22 protein-coding genes are annotated in these 20,490 nt (G+C 50.7%); 11 read left to right on the top strand and 11 right to left on the bottom strand.

Annotation, left to right across the window (positions count from 1 at the left end):
* Nucleotides 1-3: 3 nt before the first annotated feature.
* The gene (purE, locus tag O4H49_RS08670; protein WP_269423022.1) at nucleotides 4-501 is read right to left on the bottom strand and encodes a 5-(carboxyamino)imidazole ribonucleotide mutase; all 498 of its coding nucleotides are present in this window, start codon (nucleotides 499-501) and stop codon (nucleotides 4-6) included.
* 239 nt (nucleotides 502-740) lie between these two features.
* Here purE and O4H49_RS08665 point away from each other — a divergent pair, with 239 nt between their 5' ends.
* Nucleotides 741-1,487 (top strand): GGDEF domain-containing protein, encoded by a 747-nt coding sequence (locus O4H49_RS08665; protein ID WP_269423021.1) that lies wholly within the window; start codon nucleotides 741-743, stop codon nucleotides 1,485-1,487.
* Nucleotides 1,488-1,515: 28 nt separating this feature from the next.
* Here the strand turns inward: O4H49_RS08665 and O4H49_RS08660 are convergent, their stop codons facing one another.
* Nucleotides 1,516-2,148 carry a glutathione S-transferase family protein gene (locus O4H49_RS08660; protein WP_269423020.1) on the bottom strand — a complete coding sequence of 211 codons (633 nt, stop codon included), beginning with the start codon at nucleotides 2,146-2,148 and terminating at the stop codon, nucleotides 1,516-1,518.
* A 74-nt stretch (nucleotides 2,149-2,222) separates the two neighbouring features.
* Entirely contained in the window at nucleotides 2,223-2,429 is a 207-nt protein-coding gene (locus tag O4H49_RS08655; protein WP_026261287.1) for a YdcH family protein, read from the bottom strand.
* Nucleotides 2,430-2,608: 179 nt separating this feature from the next.
* Here O4H49_RS08655 and O4H49_RS08650 point away from each other — a divergent pair, with 179 nt between their 5' ends.
* Together O4H49_RS08650 and O4H49_RS08645 are read left to right on the top strand one after the other, a co-directional pair.
* Nucleotides 2,609-3,700 carry an ATP-dependent 6-phosphofructokinase gene (locus tag O4H49_RS08650; RefSeq protein WP_269423019.1) on the top strand — a complete coding sequence of 364 codons (1,092 nt, stop codon included), beginning with the start codon at nucleotides 2,609-2,611 and terminating at the stop codon, nucleotides 3,698-3,700.
* Nucleotides 3,693-4,238 (top strand): TIGR02444 family protein, encoded by a 546-nt coding sequence (locus O4H49_RS08645; protein ID WP_269423018.1) that lies wholly within the window; start codon nucleotides 3,693-3,695, stop codon nucleotides 4,236-4,238. The genes O4H49_RS08650 and O4H49_RS08645 overlap by 8 nt, the downstream gene beginning before the upstream one ends.
* Before the next feature lie 27 nt (nucleotides 4,239-4,265).
* Here O4H49_RS08645 and O4H49_RS08640 read toward each other — a convergent pair whose 3' ends face one another.
* The gene (locus O4H49_RS08640; protein WP_269423017.1) at nucleotides 4,266-4,853 is read right to left on the bottom strand and encodes a UbiX family flavin prenyltransferase; all 588 of its coding nucleotides are present in this window, start codon (nucleotides 4,851-4,853) and stop codon (nucleotides 4,266-4,268) included.
* A 374-nt stretch (nucleotides 4,854-5,227) separates the two neighbouring features.
* Between O4H49_RS08640 and O4H49_RS08635 the strand changes: the two genes are divergently transcribed.
* The 3 genes from O4H49_RS08635 (at nucleotide 5,228) to O4H49_RS08625 (ending at nucleotide 8,151) form a co-directional block, all read left to right on the top strand.
* Nucleotides 5,228-5,398, top strand: a complete 171-nt coding sequence (locus O4H49_RS08635; RefSeq protein ID WP_269423016.1) for a YdcH family protein — start codon at nucleotides 5,228-5,230, stop codon at nucleotides 5,396-5,398.
* A 271-nt stretch (nucleotides 5,399-5,669) separates the two neighbouring features.
* A complete protein-coding gene (locus tag O4H49_RS08630) occupies nucleotides 5,670-7,568 on the top strand; it encodes a propionyl-CoA synthetase (protein WP_269423015.1) in 1,899 nt (632 codons plus the stop codon).
* A gap of 166 nt (nucleotides 7,569-7,734) precedes the next feature.
* Nucleotides 7,735-8,151, top strand: coding sequence for a group III truncated hemoglobin (locus O4H49_RS08625; protein WP_269423014.1), 417 nt, complete (start codon nucleotides 7,735-7,737; stop codon nucleotides 8,149-8,151).
* A 94-nt stretch (nucleotides 8,152-8,245) separates the two neighbouring features.
* Here O4H49_RS08625 and O4H49_RS08620 read toward each other — a convergent pair whose 3' ends face one another.
* Both O4H49_RS08620 and O4H49_RS08615 read right to left on the bottom strand, forming a co-directional pair.
* Nucleotides 8,246-8,884: a DUF1013 domain-containing protein gene (locus O4H49_RS08620; protein WP_269423013.1), complete on the bottom strand. Its 639-nt coding sequence runs from the start codon at nucleotides 8,882-8,884 to the stop codon at nucleotides 8,246-8,248.
* 125 nt (nucleotides 8,885-9,009) lie between these two features.
* On the bottom strand, nucleotides 9,010-10,017 hold the full coding sequence (locus O4H49_RS08615; RefSeq protein ID WP_269423012.1) for an NAD(P)H-quinone oxidoreductase: 1,008 nt from the start codon (nucleotides 10,015-10,017) through the stop codon (nucleotides 9,010-9,012).
* A 149-nt stretch (nucleotides 10,018-10,166) separates the two neighbouring features.
* Here O4H49_RS08615 and O4H49_RS08610 point away from each other — a divergent pair, with 149 nt between their 5' ends.
* The 3 genes from O4H49_RS08610 (at nucleotide 10,167) to O4H49_RS08600 (ending at nucleotide 12,271) form a co-directional block, all read left to right on the top strand.
* Nucleotides 10,167-10,349 (top strand): DUF1192 domain-containing protein, encoded by a 183-nt coding sequence (locus tag O4H49_RS08610; RefSeq protein WP_269423011.1) that lies wholly within the window; start codon nucleotides 10,167-10,169, stop codon nucleotides 10,347-10,349.
* Nucleotides 10,350-10,404: 55 nt separating this feature from the next.
* Nucleotides 10,405-11,367, top strand: a complete 963-nt coding sequence (locus tag O4H49_RS08605) for an AEC family transporter (RefSeq protein ID WP_269423010.1) — start codon at nucleotides 10,405-10,407, stop codon at nucleotides 11,365-11,367.
* Between the two features lie 115 nt (nucleotides 11,368-11,482).
* Entirely contained in the window at nucleotides 11,483-12,271 is a 789-nt protein-coding gene (locus tag O4H49_RS08600) for a 3-hydroxybutyrate dehydrogenase (protein ID WP_269423009.1), read from the top strand.
* Between the two features lie 544 nt (nucleotides 12,272-12,815).
* Here O4H49_RS08600 and O4H49_RS08595 read toward each other — a convergent pair.
* Complete coding sequence (locus tag O4H49_RS08595) at nucleotides 12,816-13,355, bottom strand: Hsp20 family protein (RefSeq protein ID WP_331283748.1); 540 nt, start codon at nucleotides 13,353-13,355, stop codon at nucleotides 12,816-12,818.
* A gap of 294 nt (nucleotides 13,356-13,649) precedes the next feature.
* Here O4H49_RS08595 and O4H49_RS08590 point away from each other — a divergent pair, with 294 nt between their 5' ends.
* Nucleotides 13,650-14,033: a DUF1465 family protein gene (locus O4H49_RS08590; RefSeq protein ID WP_269423008.1), complete on the top strand. Its 384-nt coding sequence runs from the start codon at nucleotides 13,650-13,652 to the stop codon at nucleotides 14,031-14,033.
* 51 nt (nucleotides 14,034-14,084) lie between these two features.
* Here the strand turns inward: O4H49_RS08590 and rpmE are convergent, their stop codons facing one another.
* The gene (gene rpmE, locus O4H49_RS08585; protein WP_020594422.1) at nucleotides 14,085-14,309 is read right to left on the bottom strand and encodes a 50S ribosomal protein L31; all 225 of its coding nucleotides are present in this window, start codon (nucleotides 14,307-14,309) and stop codon (nucleotides 14,085-14,087) included.
* 229 nt (nucleotides 14,310-14,538) lie between these two features.
* On the opposite strand from rpmE, the gene O4H49_RS08580 reads away from it, so the two are divergent.
* Complete coding sequence (locus O4H49_RS08580; RefSeq protein WP_269423007.1) at nucleotides 14,539-16,416, top strand: ABC transporter transmembrane domain-containing protein; 1,878 nt, start codon at nucleotides 14,539-14,541, stop codon at nucleotides 16,414-16,416.
* Nucleotides 16,417-16,495: 79 nt separating this feature from the next.
* Here O4H49_RS08580 and O4H49_RS08575 read toward each other — a convergent pair whose 3' ends face one another.
* From O4H49_RS08575 to O4H49_RS08565, 3 genes are all read right to left on the bottom strand, one after another.
* Complete coding sequence (locus O4H49_RS08575; RefSeq protein ID WP_269423006.1) at nucleotides 16,496-17,818, bottom strand: peptidoglycan -binding protein; 1,323 nt, start codon at nucleotides 17,816-17,818, stop codon at nucleotides 16,496-16,498.
* Between the two features lie 6 nt (nucleotides 17,819-17,824).
* On the bottom strand, nucleotides 17,825-18,985 hold the full coding sequence (locus O4H49_RS08570) for a flagellar motor protein MotA (protein WP_269423005.1): 1,161 nt from the start codon (nucleotides 18,983-18,985) through the stop codon (nucleotides 17,825-17,827).
* Between the two features lie 99 nt (nucleotides 18,986-19,084).
* Nucleotides 19,085-20,443 carry an OmpA family protein gene (locus tag O4H49_RS08565; RefSeq protein ID WP_269423004.1) on the bottom strand — a complete coding sequence of 453 codons (1,359 nt, stop codon included), beginning with the start codon at nucleotides 20,441-20,443 and terminating at the stop codon, nucleotides 19,085-19,087.
* Nucleotides 20,444-20,490 lie beyond the last annotated feature (47 nt).

Genomic DNA, 20,490 nt, shown 5'->3' with positions numbered 1-20,490 from the left:
GAATTAAACTTCGTCTATTGGTTCAATTGCGACGGCTTCGGTCTGTCGCATGCGCCAGGTATCAAGGGCATCGGCAATCTTCTGGTCATTCAAGGCGAGAACAGATCCAGAAAGTAGGGCAGCGTTTATTGCCCCGGCTTTTCCTATGGCAAGTGTCCCGACTGGAACACCACCGGGCATCTGGACGATCGAAAGCAGGCTGTCCTGGCCTTTCAGACTCTTGCTTTCGATTGGCACCCCAAAGACAGGTAGGGGAGTCATCGAGGCGACCATGCCAGGAAGATGGGCAGCCCCACCGGCCCCGGCGATGATGATTTTTAATCCACGTAAACGGGCTGTTGTTGCATATTCGACAAGCCGCTGGGGAGTTCTGTGTGCCGAGACAATCCGTTTTTCATAGGCGACTCCCAGGGCATCAAGAGTATCTGCCGCATGTTTCATCGTCGGCCAGTCTGATTGGCTTCCCATGATAATTCCTACTTGCGGTGACTTCTCTGGCATGGCGTGTCCTGTCTCTGTGTATCCCTGAGTGGATCGTTGGCGCATTATTAAGACCTGCTTTTCAATAAGGCAAGCAAAGAGAACCGCCACATTTTAGAACCAAAATAGCTTTTCTTGGTAACGGAATGTAAAATTATTTTGTATAAGGTGCCCGTAGCTTCGTTTGCCATGTGCGATGTAAGCTATGAATGACTCCGGCAGGATGCTGGAATAAATAAAGCAAAGGGATTGCTTGTAATATGAAGGTCCAAAGACCCAGCGGTGGGGGGAACCCTGTCAGCAGTGTTGGCCGGGTGTCAGCTGCACCAACGGTGAAACCGGCTCAACCCGTCGATGCGGCAGGAGGAATCTCTGCTCCGAAGGATGTCACGACAGTAATAGGCATTCCCGAAGCAGAATTTACTCCCAAGGTAAGGGCTGCTATCGAGCGCCTGATGGAAGAGGTTCAACTCGTTCGGCAGGAGCTTGATCAAGCCAAAAAGCGGGTGGATTATCTGGAAAAACTGGCTGATCAGGACGTGCTTACACCTGTGTTGAACCGCCGTGCCTTCGTCCGGGAACTGGGCCGAATGATGGCCTATAGCGAACGCTATGAAGTGCCGGGCAGTGTGATCTATGCCGACGTCAATGGCATGAAACAGATCAATGACAATCTTGGCCACCAGGCGGGCGATGAAGCGATCAAACAGGTGGCGTCCATACTTTTAAATAATGTCAGGTCTTCGGATATTGTTGGACGCCTCGGGGGGGATGAATTCGGGATTATCCTTTTACAGGCTTCTCCTGAGATCGCGCAGGAGAAAGCACAGCTGCTGGCACAAAAGGTGGCAAGTCAACCATTTGATTATAATGGGCAAAGTGTAAATGTAAGCATTTCATACGGCGCGCACAGTTTTCAGGGAGGCGATGCCGATGAGGCTCTCAAGGCTGCAGATCTGGCAATGTATGAACAGAAGAAAGCCAAGAAGTCACCGGAAGGGGCTTGAAGCCATCAGATGGTTTTAGGCAATAGCTTTATAACGTCCAGCTGAGCCCTTCCTGCTCCATCATCCGCTGAACCGCCGGGCGCTGCAGAACCCTGGTTGCATGTTGTTTGAGCCTGGGCCGATCCTCAGCCCGTTCGGGATAGCGTCTGCTCCAGTAACTGATCATGAAAAGGTGCAGATCAGCAGCTGTGATCCTGTCGCCAGCCAACCAGGATGTTCGTGCCAGTTGAGCTTCGAGCAGGTCCCACTGTTTTCCCATGCGTCTTGCGGCAGTGTTTTTTACATCCTGTTGGGCAGCAGGGGTCTCAGCCCAGATTTCCGGGTGCGCCCAGGCATTCGCGGTTTCCTGAAGGGTGTTGGTCATCCAGACAAGCCACTGACAGTAGACCGCACGTTCATGGGAGTGGTGTGACGGTGCCAAGGCTGTTTGAGGGTGTTTATCTGCCAGATAGAGCAAAATTGCGGCAGACTCATAAATAACAGTCTGGCCGTCAAGTAATGTTGGTACCCGTCCATTGGGATTGATCGCAAGATAGTCAGGTTGATGCTGCATCCCTTGTGAGAGGTCGATCTCAATCAAAGAGTAAGTGCATTCAAGTTCTTCAAGAAGAGCGTGTATTGCCATATTGGCGCCACCACGATCCCAGTAAAGTTTATACATTCCAGGGATGCCAGATTTGTCCAGATTTATAGAGATCGCTTCGTCCGAAAGCTCTTTCCTGTTCGTGGTACGGATCAGGCGATAATATCGGGCAGCAGTCTACTCTCGAGTTTGTTCATGTTATCCTTGAGCATAAGCTTTTTCTTTTTCAGGCGTACAAGCTGTAGCTGGTCAAAGGGCGCATGCTCTTGCAGGCGTGCGATAACGTCATCCATGTCGCGGTGTTCCTGTTTTAGTCGCTCAAGATCTTCGATGAGCTCTTTTCGGCTATTTCCGTTCATGTCTGACAATTGTAAACGTCTCGCAAACTCACTGTAGAAAGGGAGGATAGTTATACTCTCTCTTTGAAAATAAACATAGTTTTTGTATGAGAAGAGTGAGCTGAATAGACTATCTACCATGAAGTTAGCATAAAATCGGCCTCTTATGGGGTATTTTCAGGGATCTGGAGTGAATTGTTATGGACTTGGCTGGCAAGCGAATCGGCGTTCTGACAAGCGGGGGCGATTGTGCCGGTCTGAATGCTGTCGTTCGTGCCGTCGTTCATCGGGCTGTTCAGGGCTATGGAATGAAAGTGGTCGGCATTGAACAGGGAACTGCTGGACTGCTGGCGCGTCCGGTGATGGTGCGGGAACTTGAGCCATCTCTCTTTACCGGGGATATCTTGCGACGCGGCGGAACCATTCTTGGCACGACCAACAAAGGAAACCCCTTCAGTTACGAAATGCCCGATGGACAGGTTCTGGATCGCAGTGAAGAAATTATCGAAGCCTATAGAGAGTTGGGGCTTCACGCCCTGATCGGTATTGGTGGAGATGGCAGTATGGCGATTTTGCGTCAGCTGGCAGAACAGGGCGGGTTAAATTTCATCGGCGTGCCCAAGACCATCGATAATGATTTGGGGCACACAGAAGTTTCGGTTGGCTATGCAACGGCAGTGGATATTGCCACCCAGGCTCTTGACCAGCTTCAGCCGACAGCTGCCAGCCATTCCCGTGTGATGGTCCTGGAGGTTATGGGACGGGACGCGGGTCATATCGCTCTCAATGCCGGTGTCGCTGGAGGGGCAGATATTATTCTGATTCCAGAGGTGAAATACAGCCTGGCTTCAATCAAAAGAAAGATTGAAAGAATTTATGCTGAAGGGCGGAATTTTTCGCTGGTGATCGTTGCGGAGGCTGTGCGCGATGAAGAAGGGCGAAAGGTGACCGAAACCCAAGCCAGTGGCGCGGTTACCTATGGTGGAATTGGCGAGTATATCAGCCATCGTATCGCAGAAGAGACGGGGGCTGAGACCCGGGTTACGGTACTTGGGCATTTACAACGAGGTGGAGTGCCTTCAGCCCGGGACAGGATTATGGGCTCTACTTTTGGTGTCCATGCTGTTGATCTGGTTGCGGCTGGAAAATTTGACCGACTTGTTGCCTGGAGTGGCCGCCATTGCTTCGATGTACCATTGCAAGAAGCAATCGCGGGTTATAGAGCAGTGCAGCCGGACAGCTCGGTCATGTTAACGGCAAGAGGTTTGGGAATTTGTTTTGGTGATGATTGAGGCTGATAAACTGCCGCATAATCCTTTTTGGAATTTCTCCCTGGAGTCGTACAAACAGCCGGGTGTTGCTCCTGCCTGCCTTGTTTTGCAGGATAAGCACGATCTTGATGTAAATCTGCTGCTGTTCTGCTGTTGGGCGGGTCTTTGCAGTCGGCTTCTATCCGCGATTGAACTCACCGGGATGATTGCGGGTGTTGAAGCCTGGCGGGATCGGGTTATCGAACCACTTCGCGATGTTCGCCGTTGGATCAAACAGGAAAACACCCAGGGTTTTCGACAAAGCGAAGAGCTGCGACAGGGGGTTAAGGATCTGGAGCTTTGGGCCGAGGCGCTACAGCAGAACTATATGCATTTGCAGATGCCCTTGCGTCAATCCGAACGCCCATCCCCCGAGATCGCAGCCCGTAATCTGGTTGTGTATCTTGAACTTTGTGAAGTGGCATCGATTGGAACAGCAGATTGTGCCGATCTGGCGGCGATTGTCCGCGGAGGGTTCCCCGAATTGCCTCCATTGGAAGCTGTCTGGCTTTTCCAGTAAGTTCCCGGTGAGGATTCGGGGAGGCGTTTATTGCTCTGGGCGCTGTTTACTGTTCTCGTCCCAGCGGTTCATTCCGGGAATCTCGAGATCGAAAAGATCCAGAACCCGCCCAAGAGTGTAATCGACCATTTCGTCGAGGGACTCGGGCCGGGCATAGAAAGCCGGCACAGGTGGCGCAATGATTGCCCCCATTTCTGACACGTTGAGCATACTGCGCAGATGCCCGGTATGAAGAGGTGTTTCCCGAACCATCAGGACCAGGCGCCGTCTTTCCTTGAGAATGACATCAGCAGATCTGGTCAAAAGGCTTGAGGTCACGCCCGTTGAAATTTCGGACAGGGTCTTGATGGAGCAAGGCGCAACGATCATGCCGAGCGTCCGATAAGAGCCGCTGGAAAGGCAGGCAGCTATGTCGTTGATATTGTGGGAAACATCCGCGAGGGCTTTAACATCTGCGACTTTCATGCTGCTTTCATAAGCAAGGGTGATCTCGGCAGATTTACTCATTACCAGATGGGATTCGACAGGCAATTTTTGCAAAATTTTCAGGAGCCTGATGCCATAGGTAATACCGCTGGCACCACTGATTCCAATAATTAACCGCTCTTTGGTCATAGGTAACTATCTTTCACTATCGTGAAGAATAAATGAAATATTTATTCCCGGCCTCTTGGCAATATCCCTGAACAGGTTTAGCATAATCATACGCTGTCTTATCAAAAATGTTACGGGTTTGAGGTGGGGCATTACTGGCAAGAAATATGCGGTTGGGACGCTTTGAAGATATCCCATACACTAAAGTCGACCTGTCGGCTAGTTGCCAGCGCTGTATCTATTCCCAATCATGACGGCTTTTCAAATTCTGCCAAAGGTTCCTCTCGCACGGCTTGTCCGGTGGGGGTTTTTGGCATGCAGGTTTGAGGCTGTCAGGATTAAACAGGTATTGTTGAGATTGCTCTATGTAATGACGTAACCAGAGGGAGAATAATATGGCCGCAGCTGAACGCATTGAGTCTTTGCGCGTGAAACATGGTTCCTTGGAAAACGCTATTGATCGAGAAAATCACCGTCCGCTTCCTGATGAATCCCTACTGATGTCGCTTAAGAAAGAGAAGTTACGAGTGAAAGATGAACTGCAGCATCTTTCGACGGCACAATAAGGCCGATACAAGAAATCCATTTTTAATCCAGTAACAGTGTATCTCTGACAGGTGATACCAAAGCTTGGGGTTTGCGTTGTGTGGAATACAGCGTGAACCCTTTGTTTTGTTTACAGACTTATCGGTGACAGGCGCTTTTTGTAAAAAAATTATCTTTTCCCGTTTTCGAGTATGGCTCCGGATTGATTCTGGTGATGCTTTCGCGCAGTCTGGTCAGAAGTCCGAAGAGACCGCGTGATAAAAAAATAATAAGACAGAATAGGGAAGTTTTATGAGCCGTTTTGATGAAGTGCATGCCCGCTCTTTGTCTGATCCAGAAGGCTTCTGGTCCGAAGCTGCGGAGAAGATTGACTGGTCAAAACCCTGCGAACAGGTGCTTGATAGCAGTAATTCTCCCTATTATCGCTGGTTTAAAGGAGCAGAGCTGAATACCTGCTATAACCTGCTGGATCGACATGTGGAGGCCGGTCGGGGAGAGCAGGCGGCTTTCATCTATGATAGCCCGGTAACGAATACCGTCGAACATATCTCTTACAGTGCCTTGCTGGATCGTGTCGCCCGTTTTGCCGGTGTGCTGGATGGTCTGGGTATCCGCAAAGGGGATCGGGTGATCATCTATATGCCGATGATTCCTGAAGCAGCAATTGCGATGATGGCCTGTGCCAGGATTGGAGCTGTCCATTCCGTTGTGTTTGGTGGATTCGCGGCGAATGAACTGGCTACACGCATAGATGACTGTCAGCCGAAAGCTATTGTCTCTGCGTCTTGTGGTATCGAGGTGAGCAAGGTCATCGCCTATAAACCCCTGTTGGATCATGCGATTGAACTTTCCAGCCATAAACCGGATCATTGTGTGATCTGGCAAAGGCCACAGGCCCAGGCATCAATGCTTCCCCAAAGAGATGTCGACTGGAAAGAAGCCGAGGCTGTGGCCACGGCAAAAGACTGTGTTCCGGTTGCGGCAACCGATCCGCTTTATATTCTCTACACTTCTGGGACGACAGGCCAACCGAAAGGCATTGTCCGCGACAATGGCGGTCATGCGGTGGCGCTGTATTGGTCAATGAAGCATATCTATAATGTTGAACCCGGAGAGGTTTTCTGGGCGGCCTCTGATGTCGGCTGGGTTGTTGGACACTCCTATATTGTCTACGGACCTCTTCTTTATGGGGCAACATCTGTACTCTACGAGGGGAAACCGGTAGGAACGCCTGATCCCGGTGCTTTCTGGCGGGTCATCTCGCAACACAGGGTTTCGGTGCTTTTTACCGCCCCGACGGCTTTTCGGGCAATCCGGCAGCAGGATCCCGAGGCAAGCTATATCAAAAAATATGACCTTTCCTGTTTCCGTACCTTGTTTCTCGCTGGAGAACGGTGTGACCCTGATACGCTTAACTGGGCCCAGGACAAGCTCAAGGTTCCGGTAATTGATCATTGGTGGCAAACAGAAACAGGCTGGTCAATTGCCGCAAACTGTCTGGGAATTGAGCCGTTGCCCGTTGTGGCCGGGTCACCCGCAAGAGCGGTCCCCGGTTGGGATGTGCGCATCCTGGGGCACGACCAGAAGGAAATGGCCGCGGGCGAGATCGGCGCGATTGTCTGCCAGCTTCCACTGCCGCCGGGGACTTTCCCGACACTGTGGAATGCCCCTGAACGCCATCACAAGGCCTATCTCAGCAGTTATCCGGGATATTATGAAACCGGGGATGCGGGCTACAAGGGAGAAGACGGCTATATCTATGTCATGTCCAGAACCGATGACATTATAAATGTTGCGGGGCACAGGCTTTCGACAGGCGCGATGGAGGAGGTGCTTGCCGCACACGAAGATGTTGCAGAGTGTGCTGTGATCGGTGTGGCAGATAAACTCAAAGGGCAATTGCCGCTGGGATTTATGGTGTTGAGTGCCGGCACTGAAAAGGCCCCTGCTGAGATCGTGTCTGAAGTCATCCGCAAGGTCCGGGAGGAAATCGGGCCTGTTGCCGCCTTTAAACTGGCGGCAGTGGTATCTCGATTACCCAAAACCCGCTCGGGTAAAATTCTTCGTGCGACCATGCGCAAGATTGCCGATGGTGAAGATTACAAGATTCCGGCAACAATTGACGATCCGGCAATCCTGGATGAAATCACAACTGCCCTGCAGGAAATCGGTTATGGCAAACCTTCGTAATCTGTGAAATGCCGGATATTTCCCGCAGTGGTTTTGGACAATAGTCTGATTAGGGGTATCTGTGGCGATTGGCTTGTTGTAAAAACTATAAGATGTAATTTATATATTTCTTTTTGATCATCTGTTGGTGTATCAAGGAAGTCAAATATCACAGCAGGTTTGAGCGATGTTTAGGCAAGTAACGGAAGACAATATTATCATTCTGGTGGACCGTTTTTACGCCCGGGTACGTCAGGATACAGAGCTTGGGCCTGTTTTTGACGGGGTGATCAAGGGAAACTGGGAGAGCCATCTTGGCAAGATGTATGACTTCTGGTCCTCGGTTATGCTGGGAACGGGAAGATACAAGGGAAATCCGATGGTAAAGCATCTGGAGATTCCGGGAGTGTCGAAAGCGCACTTCACGCAATGGCTCGCCTTGTTTCATATGACAGCTGGGGAATTATTCGAGGAAACGATTGCCAGCGAGCTCAGGGTCAAATCTTCGCGCATAGCCGAGAGCCTGCAGTTGGGTTTGTTTTATCGCCCGGATCAGATCAGAGCCCGCTCGATAATACCCGAAGATGTTGTCAGCCGGGGATAGATCCAGACGACTAAGTAAGCAGATGAATTATTGAAAAATAGAAAAGGCCTCTTGATACAAGAGGCCTTTTCTATTGGATTTCAGCTAATTGAAATCAGCTGTTGTCTTTGAATGCGCGCGTAAAAGCGGCATAGGGGTCATCACTGACCTCTACCGGTTTTTCTTCCTCGATCGGTTCTGGCTGTGCGAAAACCCGCCCTGTTTTTTCTGCTTCCTTGCGGGCTTTCTCAACACTTGCGTTGAGATCCAGCTGTTTGCAGAGACCCAGCAGAACTGGATCGCGTGGGCGAATGTTGCTCATGTTCCAGTGCGAACGATCCCGCAGTGCCTGAATGGTTTTTTTGGTCGTACCGATCAACTTCGAGATATCGTTATCCGTCAGTTCTGGGTGGTGTCGAACCAGCCATGCAATCCCGTCCGGTTTATCCTGACGTTTTGCAATCGGGGTGTAACGAGGTCCTTTGGTGCGTTTTGACGGCAGGGGAAGATCTTCCTGCTTAAACAGACGCAAGGATCTGGTTGAATCTTTTTCACAGCGCTCCAGCTCGGCTTTGGTCAGCTGGGAGTTGGCAATGGGGTCCATGCCCCGGATGCCCACAGCAACCTCACCATCGGCAATGCCCTGAACCTCCAGCTTGTGAAGGTGACAGAACTCTGCGATCTGTTCAAAGGTCAGCGATGTATTTTCGACCAGCCATACGGCGGTCGCTTTTGGCATAAGTGGCTGAGACATTGGTTCTCCTAATCGTGCCGACGGCTATAGTTCCTCCGGCTACGGCATTGCGTGCCCTGCTGGTGGCATACCCCGAATATACCGCTAGGCCAAGTAGGAAATAAAGTGATGAGATAATTTTTTTATCAATTGGCCACCTTTAACATGATTTTTCCGACATGTTGAGAGGATTCCATCAATTTATGTGCTTCTGCTGCCAGGTCCAGAGGAAGGGTCTGATACAGGACCGGAGCAACTTTTCCTGTTTCCAGTAATGGCCAGACATGTTTTCTCAACTTTTCGGCCACATCGTATTTGAAATCACCTGACCTGGCGCGCAGGGTTGACCCTGTGATTGTCAGGCGTTTGAGCATCACAGGCATAAAGTTGACCGTTGTTTGGGGGCCTCCCAAAAACGCAATAAAACAGAGCCTGCCCTCAGTCGCCAGGGCCGAAATATCTTTTTGTATGTAATCGCCACCGACCATGTCGAGAAGAACATCAACGCCCTTCTTGCCTGTAAAGGCCTTCGACTTTTCAACAAAATCCTCACTCCGGTAGTTAATCGCCAGATCTGCGCCCAGGGAGAGGCAAACCTCACATTTTTCAGAGCTGCCGGCTGTCGTGATGACCTTGGCGCCAAAGGCCTTGGCCAGCTGTATGGCCGTCGTCCCGATTCCTGAAGTGCCGCCGTGTACCAGAAAGGTTTCTCCCGATTTCAGTAGGCAACGATCAAACACATTGCTCCAGACGGTAAAGTAGGTTTCTGGCAAGGCAGCTGCCTGTTCCATTGTTAAACCGTTGGGAATGGGCAGGCACTGGCGTGCTGGGGCCAGGCAGTATTCAGCATAGCCGCCTCCGCCAACAAGCGCGGTAACCTTGTCGCCTATATGCAGGGTTGGGGTGTTCGGTCCGGTTTCGACGATGGTTCCAGAAACTTCCAGCCCGGGAATGTCTGATTCACCGGGAGGAGGAGGATAGAGCCCCTGCCGCTGGATGACATCGGGACGATTGACTCCGGCATAGGCAACCTTGATCAGAACTTCGTTTTCTTTCGGTATAGGCAGGGGGCGGGTGGTGAGCTTGAGCTGGTCTGGACCACCTGGTTCACATATTTCGATGGCAGACATACTGGCAGGAAGGGAGGGAGACACGGGGCACCTCGGCTGTTTGATATTCTTCTGTTTTTCTATTCTCTGATCAGTCTAGTATGCTGAAGCAAGTGTTTCTAGCTGAGACTTGATTGTTTGAGAATACGAGGGATCCCGGTTGGAGGACGTCGTATGATCTGCCGGAGAAAGAAATGAATTTGGATGATTGGGACCCCAAAACGGTTAAACAAAAAGCAAAAGATCTTGAGCCTCTGGGGCTTGAGGAACTTGCTGACTATATCATTGAGCTTGAGGCAGAGATTGAACGAACGCGCCATGAAATAGCCCGCAAGGAGAAACATAGAAAAGGTCTGGACGGGTTGTTTCGTTCATGAAGGTTTTCTTGTGCGACAGAAGCAGGATCTTGGATGGGGAAAGGGTGATCGGTAAATGATCGCCAGCCTTTCTATCGTGCTCCCGGTTTTTGCACTCATCCTCTGCGGATACCAGATCGGGCGAAAGGGGTGGGTGACAGATGCTGCGCTTAAGGGGCTGTCATTTTTTGTCTATTATCTTGCCTGTCCAGCCCTGCTGTTTCGGACCATGGCGAAAGGGAACCTGTCAGAAGATATCAGTCTGCCTTTTATTGTCGCTTTCTATAGTGCAGCGCTCATTGTTTTTTCTTTTAGTGCATTTCTTGGCCGTCGTTTTTGGGGCTATCAGCTAAAAGAAATGGCGTTGATGTCTATGGGGGCGACCTATAGCAACATGCTGCTTCTGGGTTTCCCTTTGATATATTCGGCCTTTGGGGATGAAGGCATGGTGCCCCTGACGATCCTTATCGCGTTTCAGGCGCCGATACTGATGGCTTTGACATCCATGCTGACAGAATACGACCTTTCCAGAGATGCCGGGGCAGGGCCAGGCTTGCGTGTTATGGGGAAGGCTCTGGTTCGGTCCGTAATCCGCAATCCGATTATCCTGAGTTTGGTTGCCGGGGCTCTCTATCAAACTGCCGGATTTGATTTTTTTCTTATTCTTGACCGCTTTACCTCAACGCTTGGCGGGGCGGTGGTTCCCTGTGCCCTGTTCTCCCTCGGGGTTTCTCTGAACGGGTTTAAGCTTGCCGGGGATCTTAAGCAGAGTTTTCTGATCGTGGTTTTGAAAACACTTGTCTATCCGGGCGCTGTCGCGCTCCTGATCTATGGATTTGTTGATGTTCCTCCTTTGTGGGGGGCTGTTGCTGTAATCCTTGCTGCCCAGCCTACGGGGGTGAATGTTTTTATTCTGGCGCAACAGTATGGTGTTTTTACGGCTAGGGCGGCTTCGATTGTTCTTGCCTCGACAACGCTGTCTGTTGTGACAGTTACGCTTTTAATTGCGTATTATGTCAGTATTCTTCCCGGGTATTGATTTTCTATCTTGCTTCGTCTTGTCGCGAGGCCCTTTCGGCGGGTTTCGGGAGAAGAGCCAGAAAGTATAAATATCACACGAAATATTTATTGTAATACATGAACAGGAGAAAAGGATGTCCATCCTTAAAGGGAAAGCTGCCGTTGTTACAGGATCAACCAGTGGTATTGGCAAGGGGATCGCCGAGCAGCTGGCGGCTGAGGGGGCAGATATCATGCTTAATGGTTTTGGGGATGAGAAGGAAATCCGGCAGCTGGAACAGAATCTGGCCGAGCAGTACGGCGTTCGGGTTGCCTATTCAGATGCTGACATGATGAAGCCGGATGAAATTGTGGAAATGATCAAGGAGGCTCAGCGCGTCTTTGGTACCTTGGATATCGTGATTAATAATGCTGGCATTCAGCACGTCTCTCCGATTGACGAGTTTCCTGTGGATCGCTGGGATGCGGTAATCGCGATTAATCTGACTTCGGCTTTTCATACGATCAAGGCGGCTTTGCCTATGATGAAGCAGAAGGGGTGGGGACGTATTATTAATGTGGCGTCTGCTCATGGATTGAGTGCTTCAGCCAATAAATCCGCTTACGTTGCCGCCAAGCACGGAATTGTTGGTTTGACCAAAGCCGTAGCTCTGGAGGTGGCGACACAAGGCATTACCTCGAACGCTATCTGCCCCGGGTGGGTCTTGACTGATCTGGTTCGCGGGCAGATCGAAGCGAGAGCAAAAAGTAGTGGTCGCAGCTTTGAAGAGGAGAAAAAGCTGTTGGTTGCGGAAAAAACACCAACCCAGGACTTCTCAACACCAGAGCAGATCGGGAAGCTGGCTGTTTTTTTGTGTAGTGATGCTGCAGCTCAAATGACAGGGGCACCTTTTTCAGTCGATGGCGGCTGGATGGCCCAGTAATACAAAAGGTATTATTGGAGTCTGTTTTTTCTGGGGAATTAGTTTTGTCCGAAAATGGAGAGATTTCTGATGAATCTCTTCATTTTTCCCCTTGAATTGTCAGGTGGATGCACCAAATCTAGAGTGTCAATAGAGTTTATTTGTAATATTAACTCTTTTTTAGTTCATGTGTTATAATCTGGTAAGTAAGAAATCAGATTTTTTGTTTGTTTATTGTTTTTGTACACTTTTTATGATGCCTCCCTGTTGACTTGCCGCCGGATTTGTCCGGCGGTTTTTTTTTGGTTGAAAGAATATTTCGCAAAATAAAGCAGGATGGCATCATAAAAATGAGTGTTTCGTCGTAAAAGTGTCAAAAATGAAAACAAGAACTTGACGCCGGGCTCGAGTCTTCATAACCTCTTGCCTAACAAAGGCAAGTTGACAGGGTGGACAAGCAGACTACGCGATTATAATCGTAGCGTTTGTTAAAAATTGCCAAATAATAAGGGCCGAGCTTCTATTCGAAGCTCGGCCTTCGGCTTTTAATCAGGAAATGTTTATTTTAACTGTCGAGCAATTCGGCAGAACGATCGGCCATTTTTGTTATCGGGATGTTGCGTGGTTTCTTTGCTTCCGGGATCTCTCTTGCGAGCTCGATTGTAAGGAGCCCATTTTCAAGATGGGCCGCTGTAATCTTGATGTGATCAGCGAGGTCGAAGCTTCTCTGAAATGAACGGGTTGCTATACCACGATGCAGGTAAGTCACCGTCTCATCTTCGGTTTTTCCCATGTTCCCGCCGACATGCAGCGAGTTTTCTTTCACGGTGATTTCCAGCTCCTCTTCAGAGAACCCGGCAACAGCCATGGTAATCCGATAGGAATTTTCGTCAGTTTTCTCAATATTATAGGGCGGGTAACTTGGAGCGCTACTCTCGATCCGGCCAGCAGTGTCGAGCATATTCATCATGCGATCAAAGCCAACGGTGGCACGTAGCAGGGGGGTAAGGTCACGGTGATGCATTGCGTGTTCTCCTTTGAGCAACAGGCTGTTTTGTCTATGGCTCACCTTGTGGTCGAGCCGATGATTTAGAGAGAAACCCATCAATGGCATTCCTCGTCTGAATCAGAAATATGATTGAAAAATCCTATTTCAAGTCATTGGAAGTTTTCTTGTTCAGTTTTTTATGAACAGGCAGCTGTAACACAGGTGGCTTTGTACCTGGGTTGTCGGGGGAAGGAGCAGATCTGTTTTTTACCTTGAGGTTGGAGAAGAACAGTTTGAGATAAGTCGAGGCGAAGGTTTTGTTAAGGCGGCTGATGATAGAATGGGCTCAATGATAACAGCTGTTTCGTCTTAATATGTGAATCGTACGAGAAGGTAGTGTCTGGCAGCAGAATGGTTACTTATCTGGATTCGACCTATCAGGAGACCCTGTCCCTTATCAAGGAGGCGCGTGACTATATCGCCAGTGGTACCCGCGCGCGCCACGCCTGGCTGGCCCCTGAGGCCCGATTGCAAATTTGCTGCGAGAGCATGCGGCTGACGGCAAGGCTTACCCAGGTCATGGCCTGGTTGATGATGCAACGTGCAGTTCAATCCGGTGAAGTACCTGTGGAAGAGGCAGCAAAGCCTGAGAATCGTCTTTCTGGCCAGGTGGTATGTGGTCATGTCCAGAGCACACCTGAAGGTACGGACCAAAAAATGCAGGACCTTCTCGGTCGAAGCCACGCGCTCTATGTACGGATTGCCCGGCTGGATTCGCAACTGGATCGAACATAAAAAAAGACCCTGCCGAAGCAAGGTCTTTTTTTATTCGTTACTGCAAACGGCTTAGTTCTTGATGCCGAAAGCTGCAAAACGCTTGTTGAACTTGGCAACCTGGCCGCCGGTATCAACCAAACGGTGTTCGCCAGTCCATGCTGGATGACTCTTAGGGTCAATATCAAGACGAAGCGTGTCGCCTTCTTTGCCCCAGGTCGAGCGCGTTTCAAATTCACTGCCATCAGTCATGACAACTTTGATGGTGTGGTAAGCTGGGTGAATATCTTTTTTCATAATCCTGAATCCCCTTAGGAAGCGGGGGCTGTTTACCCGACCCTGCGCCGAGAAGCAAGTTAAATCCACGAATCGGAAATAAAATATTGCCCAGGGTCACAGGGTCGCATTGAACCCTTGATCGTTTTGTGGTTTGTCACACTAGAGTGGAAAGGTCAATTCCGTTATTAGGGAAATGACAAATTAAGCAGACGCTTTGTTATCAGAACGACAAACAGGAATGTACAATATGAGCCGCCAAGGCGCTGCAATGACAGGTCAAAAGACCACAGAACAGAAGACAGCAAAAAGGGAGCCCGGTGTGGTAACACAGGCCGTAGAACGCGAACGTAGCAAAGACCTGAAGAATCTTTTGTTGCTGTGGCAGTTTGTCCGCCCCTACAAGTTACAGATTGTTGGAGCAATGATTGCCCTGATGATTGCTGCTGGAACGGTTTTGGGGCTTGGGCGCGGACTCCGGGCACTAATTGACCAGGGATTCGCCAGCGGGAACAGTGAACTGCTTGACCAGGCCGTTTTTGTTCTTTTCGGGGTCACCGTGTTGTTGGCCCTGGCCAGTTATTCCAGATATTTTCTGGTGTCCTGGATTGGCGAACGGGTCGTTGCGGATATTCGTTCCGCAGTATTTGGGCATATTATCAAAATGTCCCCGGCCTTTTTCGAGGTGACGAGAACGGGCGAAATTCTTTCGCGCCTGACAACGGATACCACCTTGTTACAGGTTGTGGTCGGTTCATCCTTTTCCATAGCACTTAGAAACATCCTGATGTTTTTCGGTGGCCTGGCCCTTCTTGTCATTACCTCGCCGAAACTTACCGGGTTTGTCGCCCTGGTTATTCCCTTCGTTCTGGTGCCGATTATTTTCTTTGGCCGCAAGGTCAGACGTCTGAGCAAGGATACACAAGACAGAATTGCGGATGTCGGGGTTTATGCTGATGAGACAATTGGCGGGATTCGTACTGTTCAGGCTTTTTCACACGAAGAACTGGATCGGGAACAGTTTTCCGGGCATGTGGAGAATGCTTTTGACACAGCGGTAAAACGGGTTCGATCAAGAGCTCTTTTGACAGCGATTGTTATCCTTCTTGTCTTTGGCTCGATCAGCGGCATCCTCTGGGTCGGGGGGCATGATGTCCTGGCTGGACGGATCTCTGCTGGAGAGCTTTCTTCTTTTGTTTTTTATGCAGTGGTGGTTGCTGGCTCTCTTGGTGCTTTCAGCGAAGTGATCGGGGATCTGCAGCGCGCGGCTGGAGCAACAGAACGGCTGCTTGATTTGCTTTCTACAGAGACGGATATCGCATCTCCTGAAAATCCAGTCGCATTACCAGATAAAATCTCCGGCGCGATCGCTTTTGAGAATGTCGATTTTAACTATCCAGCCCGCCCTAACCAGTCGGCTATGGAACAGTTTTCCATCTCTGTAAAAGCCGGAGAAAAAGTAGCAATTGTTGGCCCTTCTGGCGCAGGTAAAACAACCGTTTTTCAACTTTTGCTACGCTATTATGACCCCCTGAAAGGGGTTATCCGCATTGATGATGTCGCGCTTACAGATCTTGATCCTGTTGAAATGCGCAAACACCTTGGTCTGGTTTCACAAGAGCCGGTTATATTTTCAAACAGTGCTCTGGAGAACATCAGGTATGGGCGCCCGGATGCCAGTGATGCAGAGGTGATGGATGCAGCCCGTGCGGCGTCCGCGCATGAATTCATCAAGGAATTACCGGAAGGGTATAACACCTATCTGGGAGAAAAAGGTGTGCGGCTTTCCGGGGGCCAACGTCAACGCCTGGCCATTGCACGGGCAATACTCCGAAACCCGACTATTCTACTGTTGGATGAAGCGACTTCTGCTCTGGATGCCGAGAGTGAACGTGCCGTTCAGCTGGCGTTGGACAATCTGCTTGAAGGCAGAACGACGCTGATGATTGCCCATCGTCTTGCGACTGTGTTGAAAGCAGATCGTATTCTGGTTATGGAGGCAGGCAGAATTGTTGCCAGTGGCACCCATAGTGATCTTATTGCCCAAGGCGGGTTATACGCTCGTCTGGCAGAACTTCAGTTCGGGGGCGAGGCCGCGCTGGATTTCCAGTCGCAAGCGGCAAGTTAGGCTGAAGACGAGCAAATAAACTAAAGGGCCGCGATAAAGCTAATCGCGGCCCTTTTTTTTGATCTCAGAAAGATGGAGACTATCTTTCCGTGAGTTTTAGCTCGATACGACGGTTGCGTCGGTATCCTATTTCATCACCACTGTCATCCAGGGGCTGAAATTCCCCAAAACCGGTGGCTGCAAGCCGGGAAGCTGGAATTCCCTGGCGGGTCAGGTATTTGACCACAGATATTGCCCGGGCTGTCGAAAGCTCCCAGTTGGATGGAAATTCAGCCGTTGAGATCGGCTGGATGTCAGTATGACCATCAACCCGGAGTATCCAGTTGATTTCCGGTGGGATCTCTTTGGAGAGAGTCAGGAGGGTATTGGCCAGCCTACCCAGCTGTTCCTGACCGCTTTCACCGAGAGTAGCCGAGCCGCTGGAAAAAAGAACTTCAGACTGGAAGACGAATCGATCGCCGACGATGCGAATATCCTGCCGGTTGCCTAAAACCTCCCGCAGGCGACCAAAGAATTCTGATCTGTATCGGGCAAGCTGCTGGACTTTGGTTGCCAGGGCAACATTCAGGCGACGTCCCAGATCAAGGATCTGGGTTTCCTGTTCTTTGTTGGCCGCTTCGGTGATCTCAAGGGTTGCCGAGATATCTGCGAGCTGTTTGCGCAGGGCCGCAATCTGCTGGTTGAGCAGAACGACTTCGGTCCTGGCTTCTTCGGTAAGTTCTTTTTGCCCCTGAACTTCGCCCTGTGCCCCTGCCAGCTGTTGTGTCAGGCTATCACGCAGTTCTTTGAGCAGGGCGATTTCGGCCAGTTGTGTTTCTATCTTTTCCCGGTCTGCTTCGACAACTTTATAGGCGTCTTCCAGCTCCGCGTTTACTCTGGCCGATTCTGCCGACAGTTTCGCCGCTGCCAATTCCAGGGCTGACAGCTGATCTTCAAGGTCCTTGCGATCCTTGATGAGCTTGTCCTTGTCAGCTTCCAGTGCATCCCTGTCGGCCTGAAGCAGATTCTGGGCATCAACAAAGTTCTTGAGCTGTTCGCTGACGGCGATCAATTCACCCTTCAGGTCTTCTTTTTCCTGGGCAAGGGACGCAAGTTGATTGGCAAGAGTGTCTCTGGAAGAGATGGAGCTTTGCAGCTCAGTCGTCAACTGGGTGACGCTGGAGCGCAGCCGGGAATTTTCGGACTTTTCCAGTGAAAGAAGTTCGGCAAGTTCGCTGATTTCCCTGTTCAGTCTGGTAAGTGCCTTTTCCCGGCCACTGAGAGCATTGCTCAGCGTGAACTGGGCAACCATGAAGACCATCAGCACAAAGATGATGACGAGTAACAGAGTTGCCAGGGCATCGACAAAGCCGGGCCAGATATTGATCGATCTGCGACTAACTTTGCGGCTTGGGGAAAACATTTGTGGTTATTCCGTTTCAGCCATAGCAGCCAGGGTTCTGGTTAAAAGCCGGATCTCGCTTCGGATTTCCTGAACTGAACTTTCACGACCACTCAGAATGTCACCAGAGAGCTTTTCAAGGCGCAGATCCATGTTTCGTATATGCCCTTTGGAAGCCTCGTCAAGACCGCTACTCACCGCTTTGCTCTGTGTCTGTGCAAGCTGTGCCAGAATGGGTTTCAGCTGTGACTGGGTCTCGGCGATACTGAGCATTACACTTTGTTCCGCGCGCATATGATCGGTCAGTGTTGACATCCGCTCGGTCAGGGTGACGAGTGTGTGGTTGGCCTTGACCCGCTCGTCTTCGTCCCGGGACATGGTACGCTGGAGCTTTTCAAGGCTTTCAGCCGTTTGTTCCAGCAAGGCTGAAATATATGCCGGAACGGACTGGTCACCTTCGACACCTGCGCTGCCGCTGGACAGTTTTGTGACGCCGGAAAGCCATTCTTCGAGATAGTTCAAAAAACGGTTGTGGGCTTGTCCCGCCTGCAGTTCGAGAAAGCCAAGGACAAGCGAGCCGGCGAGGCCGAAAAGAGACGAGCTGAAAGCTGTTCCCATACCCGAAAGTGGTGTTTGTAAACCTGACTTGAGTTCGTCGAACATGGCCGAAGGATCATCGGCCGTGGCGCTTAAGCCGGCAATCGTGTCACCAACGGCATTGACAGTGCCAAGCAGTCCCCAAAATGTCCCTAACAGGCCCAGGAAGATCAGCAGACCTATGAGATAACGGGAAATTTCGTGACTCTCTTCTATACGGGCCTGAATGCCGTCCAGAAGGGTTCTCATTGAGAGGGTCGAGAGGCTAAGTTTCCCTTTTTTCTCTCCGATCATGGTCGCCATCGGGCCGAGAAGGCGTGGCTCTCTGAATTCGCTGATGGCACCAGCGAAAACAACCCCCTCCTGCGTTTCTTTTTTGAGGTGATTGAGCCATGTAAGCTCTATTTGCAGAGACAAGACCTGACGGAAAATATAGATGATGCCAAAACCGAGAACGCCGAGAATCATGCCGTTCATTACGGCATTGGCCACAAATGCTTCTTGAAGGCTGGGGAAAAGTACCGCAACGGCAGCGGTGACAATGCCCAGAAAAATACCCATCCGAATAAGATAACGTGTTGGACGCTTCATGGAGTCAGATGCCTCTTGATCAAATAAACCAGCGAAGATTACAGGGCTTGTAGGGCGAAACTATGGCTTTTGCTTTGCTGTTGGCAAAGTATGGGCAGATCAATTTTTGACGGGGATGATATCTACGCGGTCTGGGTTGCCGTCTTTGGTTTTGTTCCCAAGCGCCCGCACATGCATTCTTGTACTCTGGATACCTCTGTCCATCAGTACGCCACGCACGGCAAGGGCCCGAGAGAGGGAAACCCGGCGTGCCTGGGCATTACTCTCGTTGTCGCCAGCATAGGCGAGAAGCTGGATAACCGCCGTATCATTTTCAAGCATATAATCCGCGAGCTTGTTCAGTTTGTCTTTCGCAGACGGGCTGAGTTCGGCCAGCTCGGGAGCAAAAGTCAGTTCCATCGGAGCAAGTGCCCCACCAGACGTGAGTGCAGCCGTTTCAACAGGTGTTGGACCCGCGGGCGGTGGAGGCGGCGGTGGAAGCTCTGCGGTCGTCTCGTTCAGAGACGAGTCGTCTGATGCGATGGAGGGAGCCGCAGGAATTGCAGGAGGCAGGTCTTCTGCAATAGTCGCGGGTTCGTTTGATACTGCAGGCTTTTGAATAGGGGTGATTGTCACTGGCTCTGTTGGCGCAGTAGCGACCTTTGGTGCGGGAACTTTTGCTGCTGAGCCGGAAACAGAGCTGGTAGACGGCTCCGGAACTTTTGCAATTTTGGTTTTTGGTACCACGGGAGTTTCAGCAGATACCGTTGGTGCAGGAGGGACAATGGATGGTGGAGCTTTTTTCGCAACGGTCTTGGGAGCTGGCGCTGGTGTTGCCTCAGCTTCTGTCGGCGTTGCCCGGGCAATTTTTACTTCCGGTGTAATTATATCGGAAGTTTCTGCTGGTTGTGTTTTCGGTGCAGATACCCGTGCCGTTGTTTGTGGTCGCCCTGCTGGAGGTGGCACCAAAAGTTGGGACTGGGGCTGAAATGCAGGAATCTGGTCAGGATATTTGGGCTGGGCATAGCCATTCGATTTTGCCTGTGCGAGAGGAATGACAGGTTGACCGTAAGGGTTATACAGTGAACTGGTCGCGCCCGGCTTTTGTTGCCAGCCCTGCTGTGACGTTATGCCTGATGTCTGTACAGCTGCAAAACTCGATACTGTGACCTGGCTGTGGGGGTAATTCTGGGGAGGGAAAAGGAGTTTTCCCGGCCTGCTGAGGTATTGCCCGTCACTTGTGCCAGGATAGCCTGAGGGGACTGCCTGGCCACCATAGGCGTTGGCATAGTTGGGAACCGGCCCCGCGAGCTGTTCGTTGACATAAACGCCGGAACTGCCAGATCCGCCAATCACCACCGTCTGTGCGGAAGTCGTCGATGATATCCCGATTGCTGCAAGGATAGTGCAACAGGATAAAAGGCGCATTTTACGCGTGGTGTCGGAATTTTCTAACAGGTCGATAGCTAACTTGAACAACGTATATCCCCCAGGATGATTCTCTAGTGAATCTGGGTACATAGCTT

The organism is Kiloniella laminariae (genome assembly GCF_027214005.1).
GTDB classification, from domain to species: Bacteria; Pseudomonadota; Alphaproteobacteria; order Kiloniellales; family Kiloniellaceae; genus Kiloniella; species Kiloniella laminariae_A.
The sequence above is the reverse complement of the archived record's forward strand: the minus strand, read 5'-3'. Positions and strand labels throughout refer to the sequence as shown.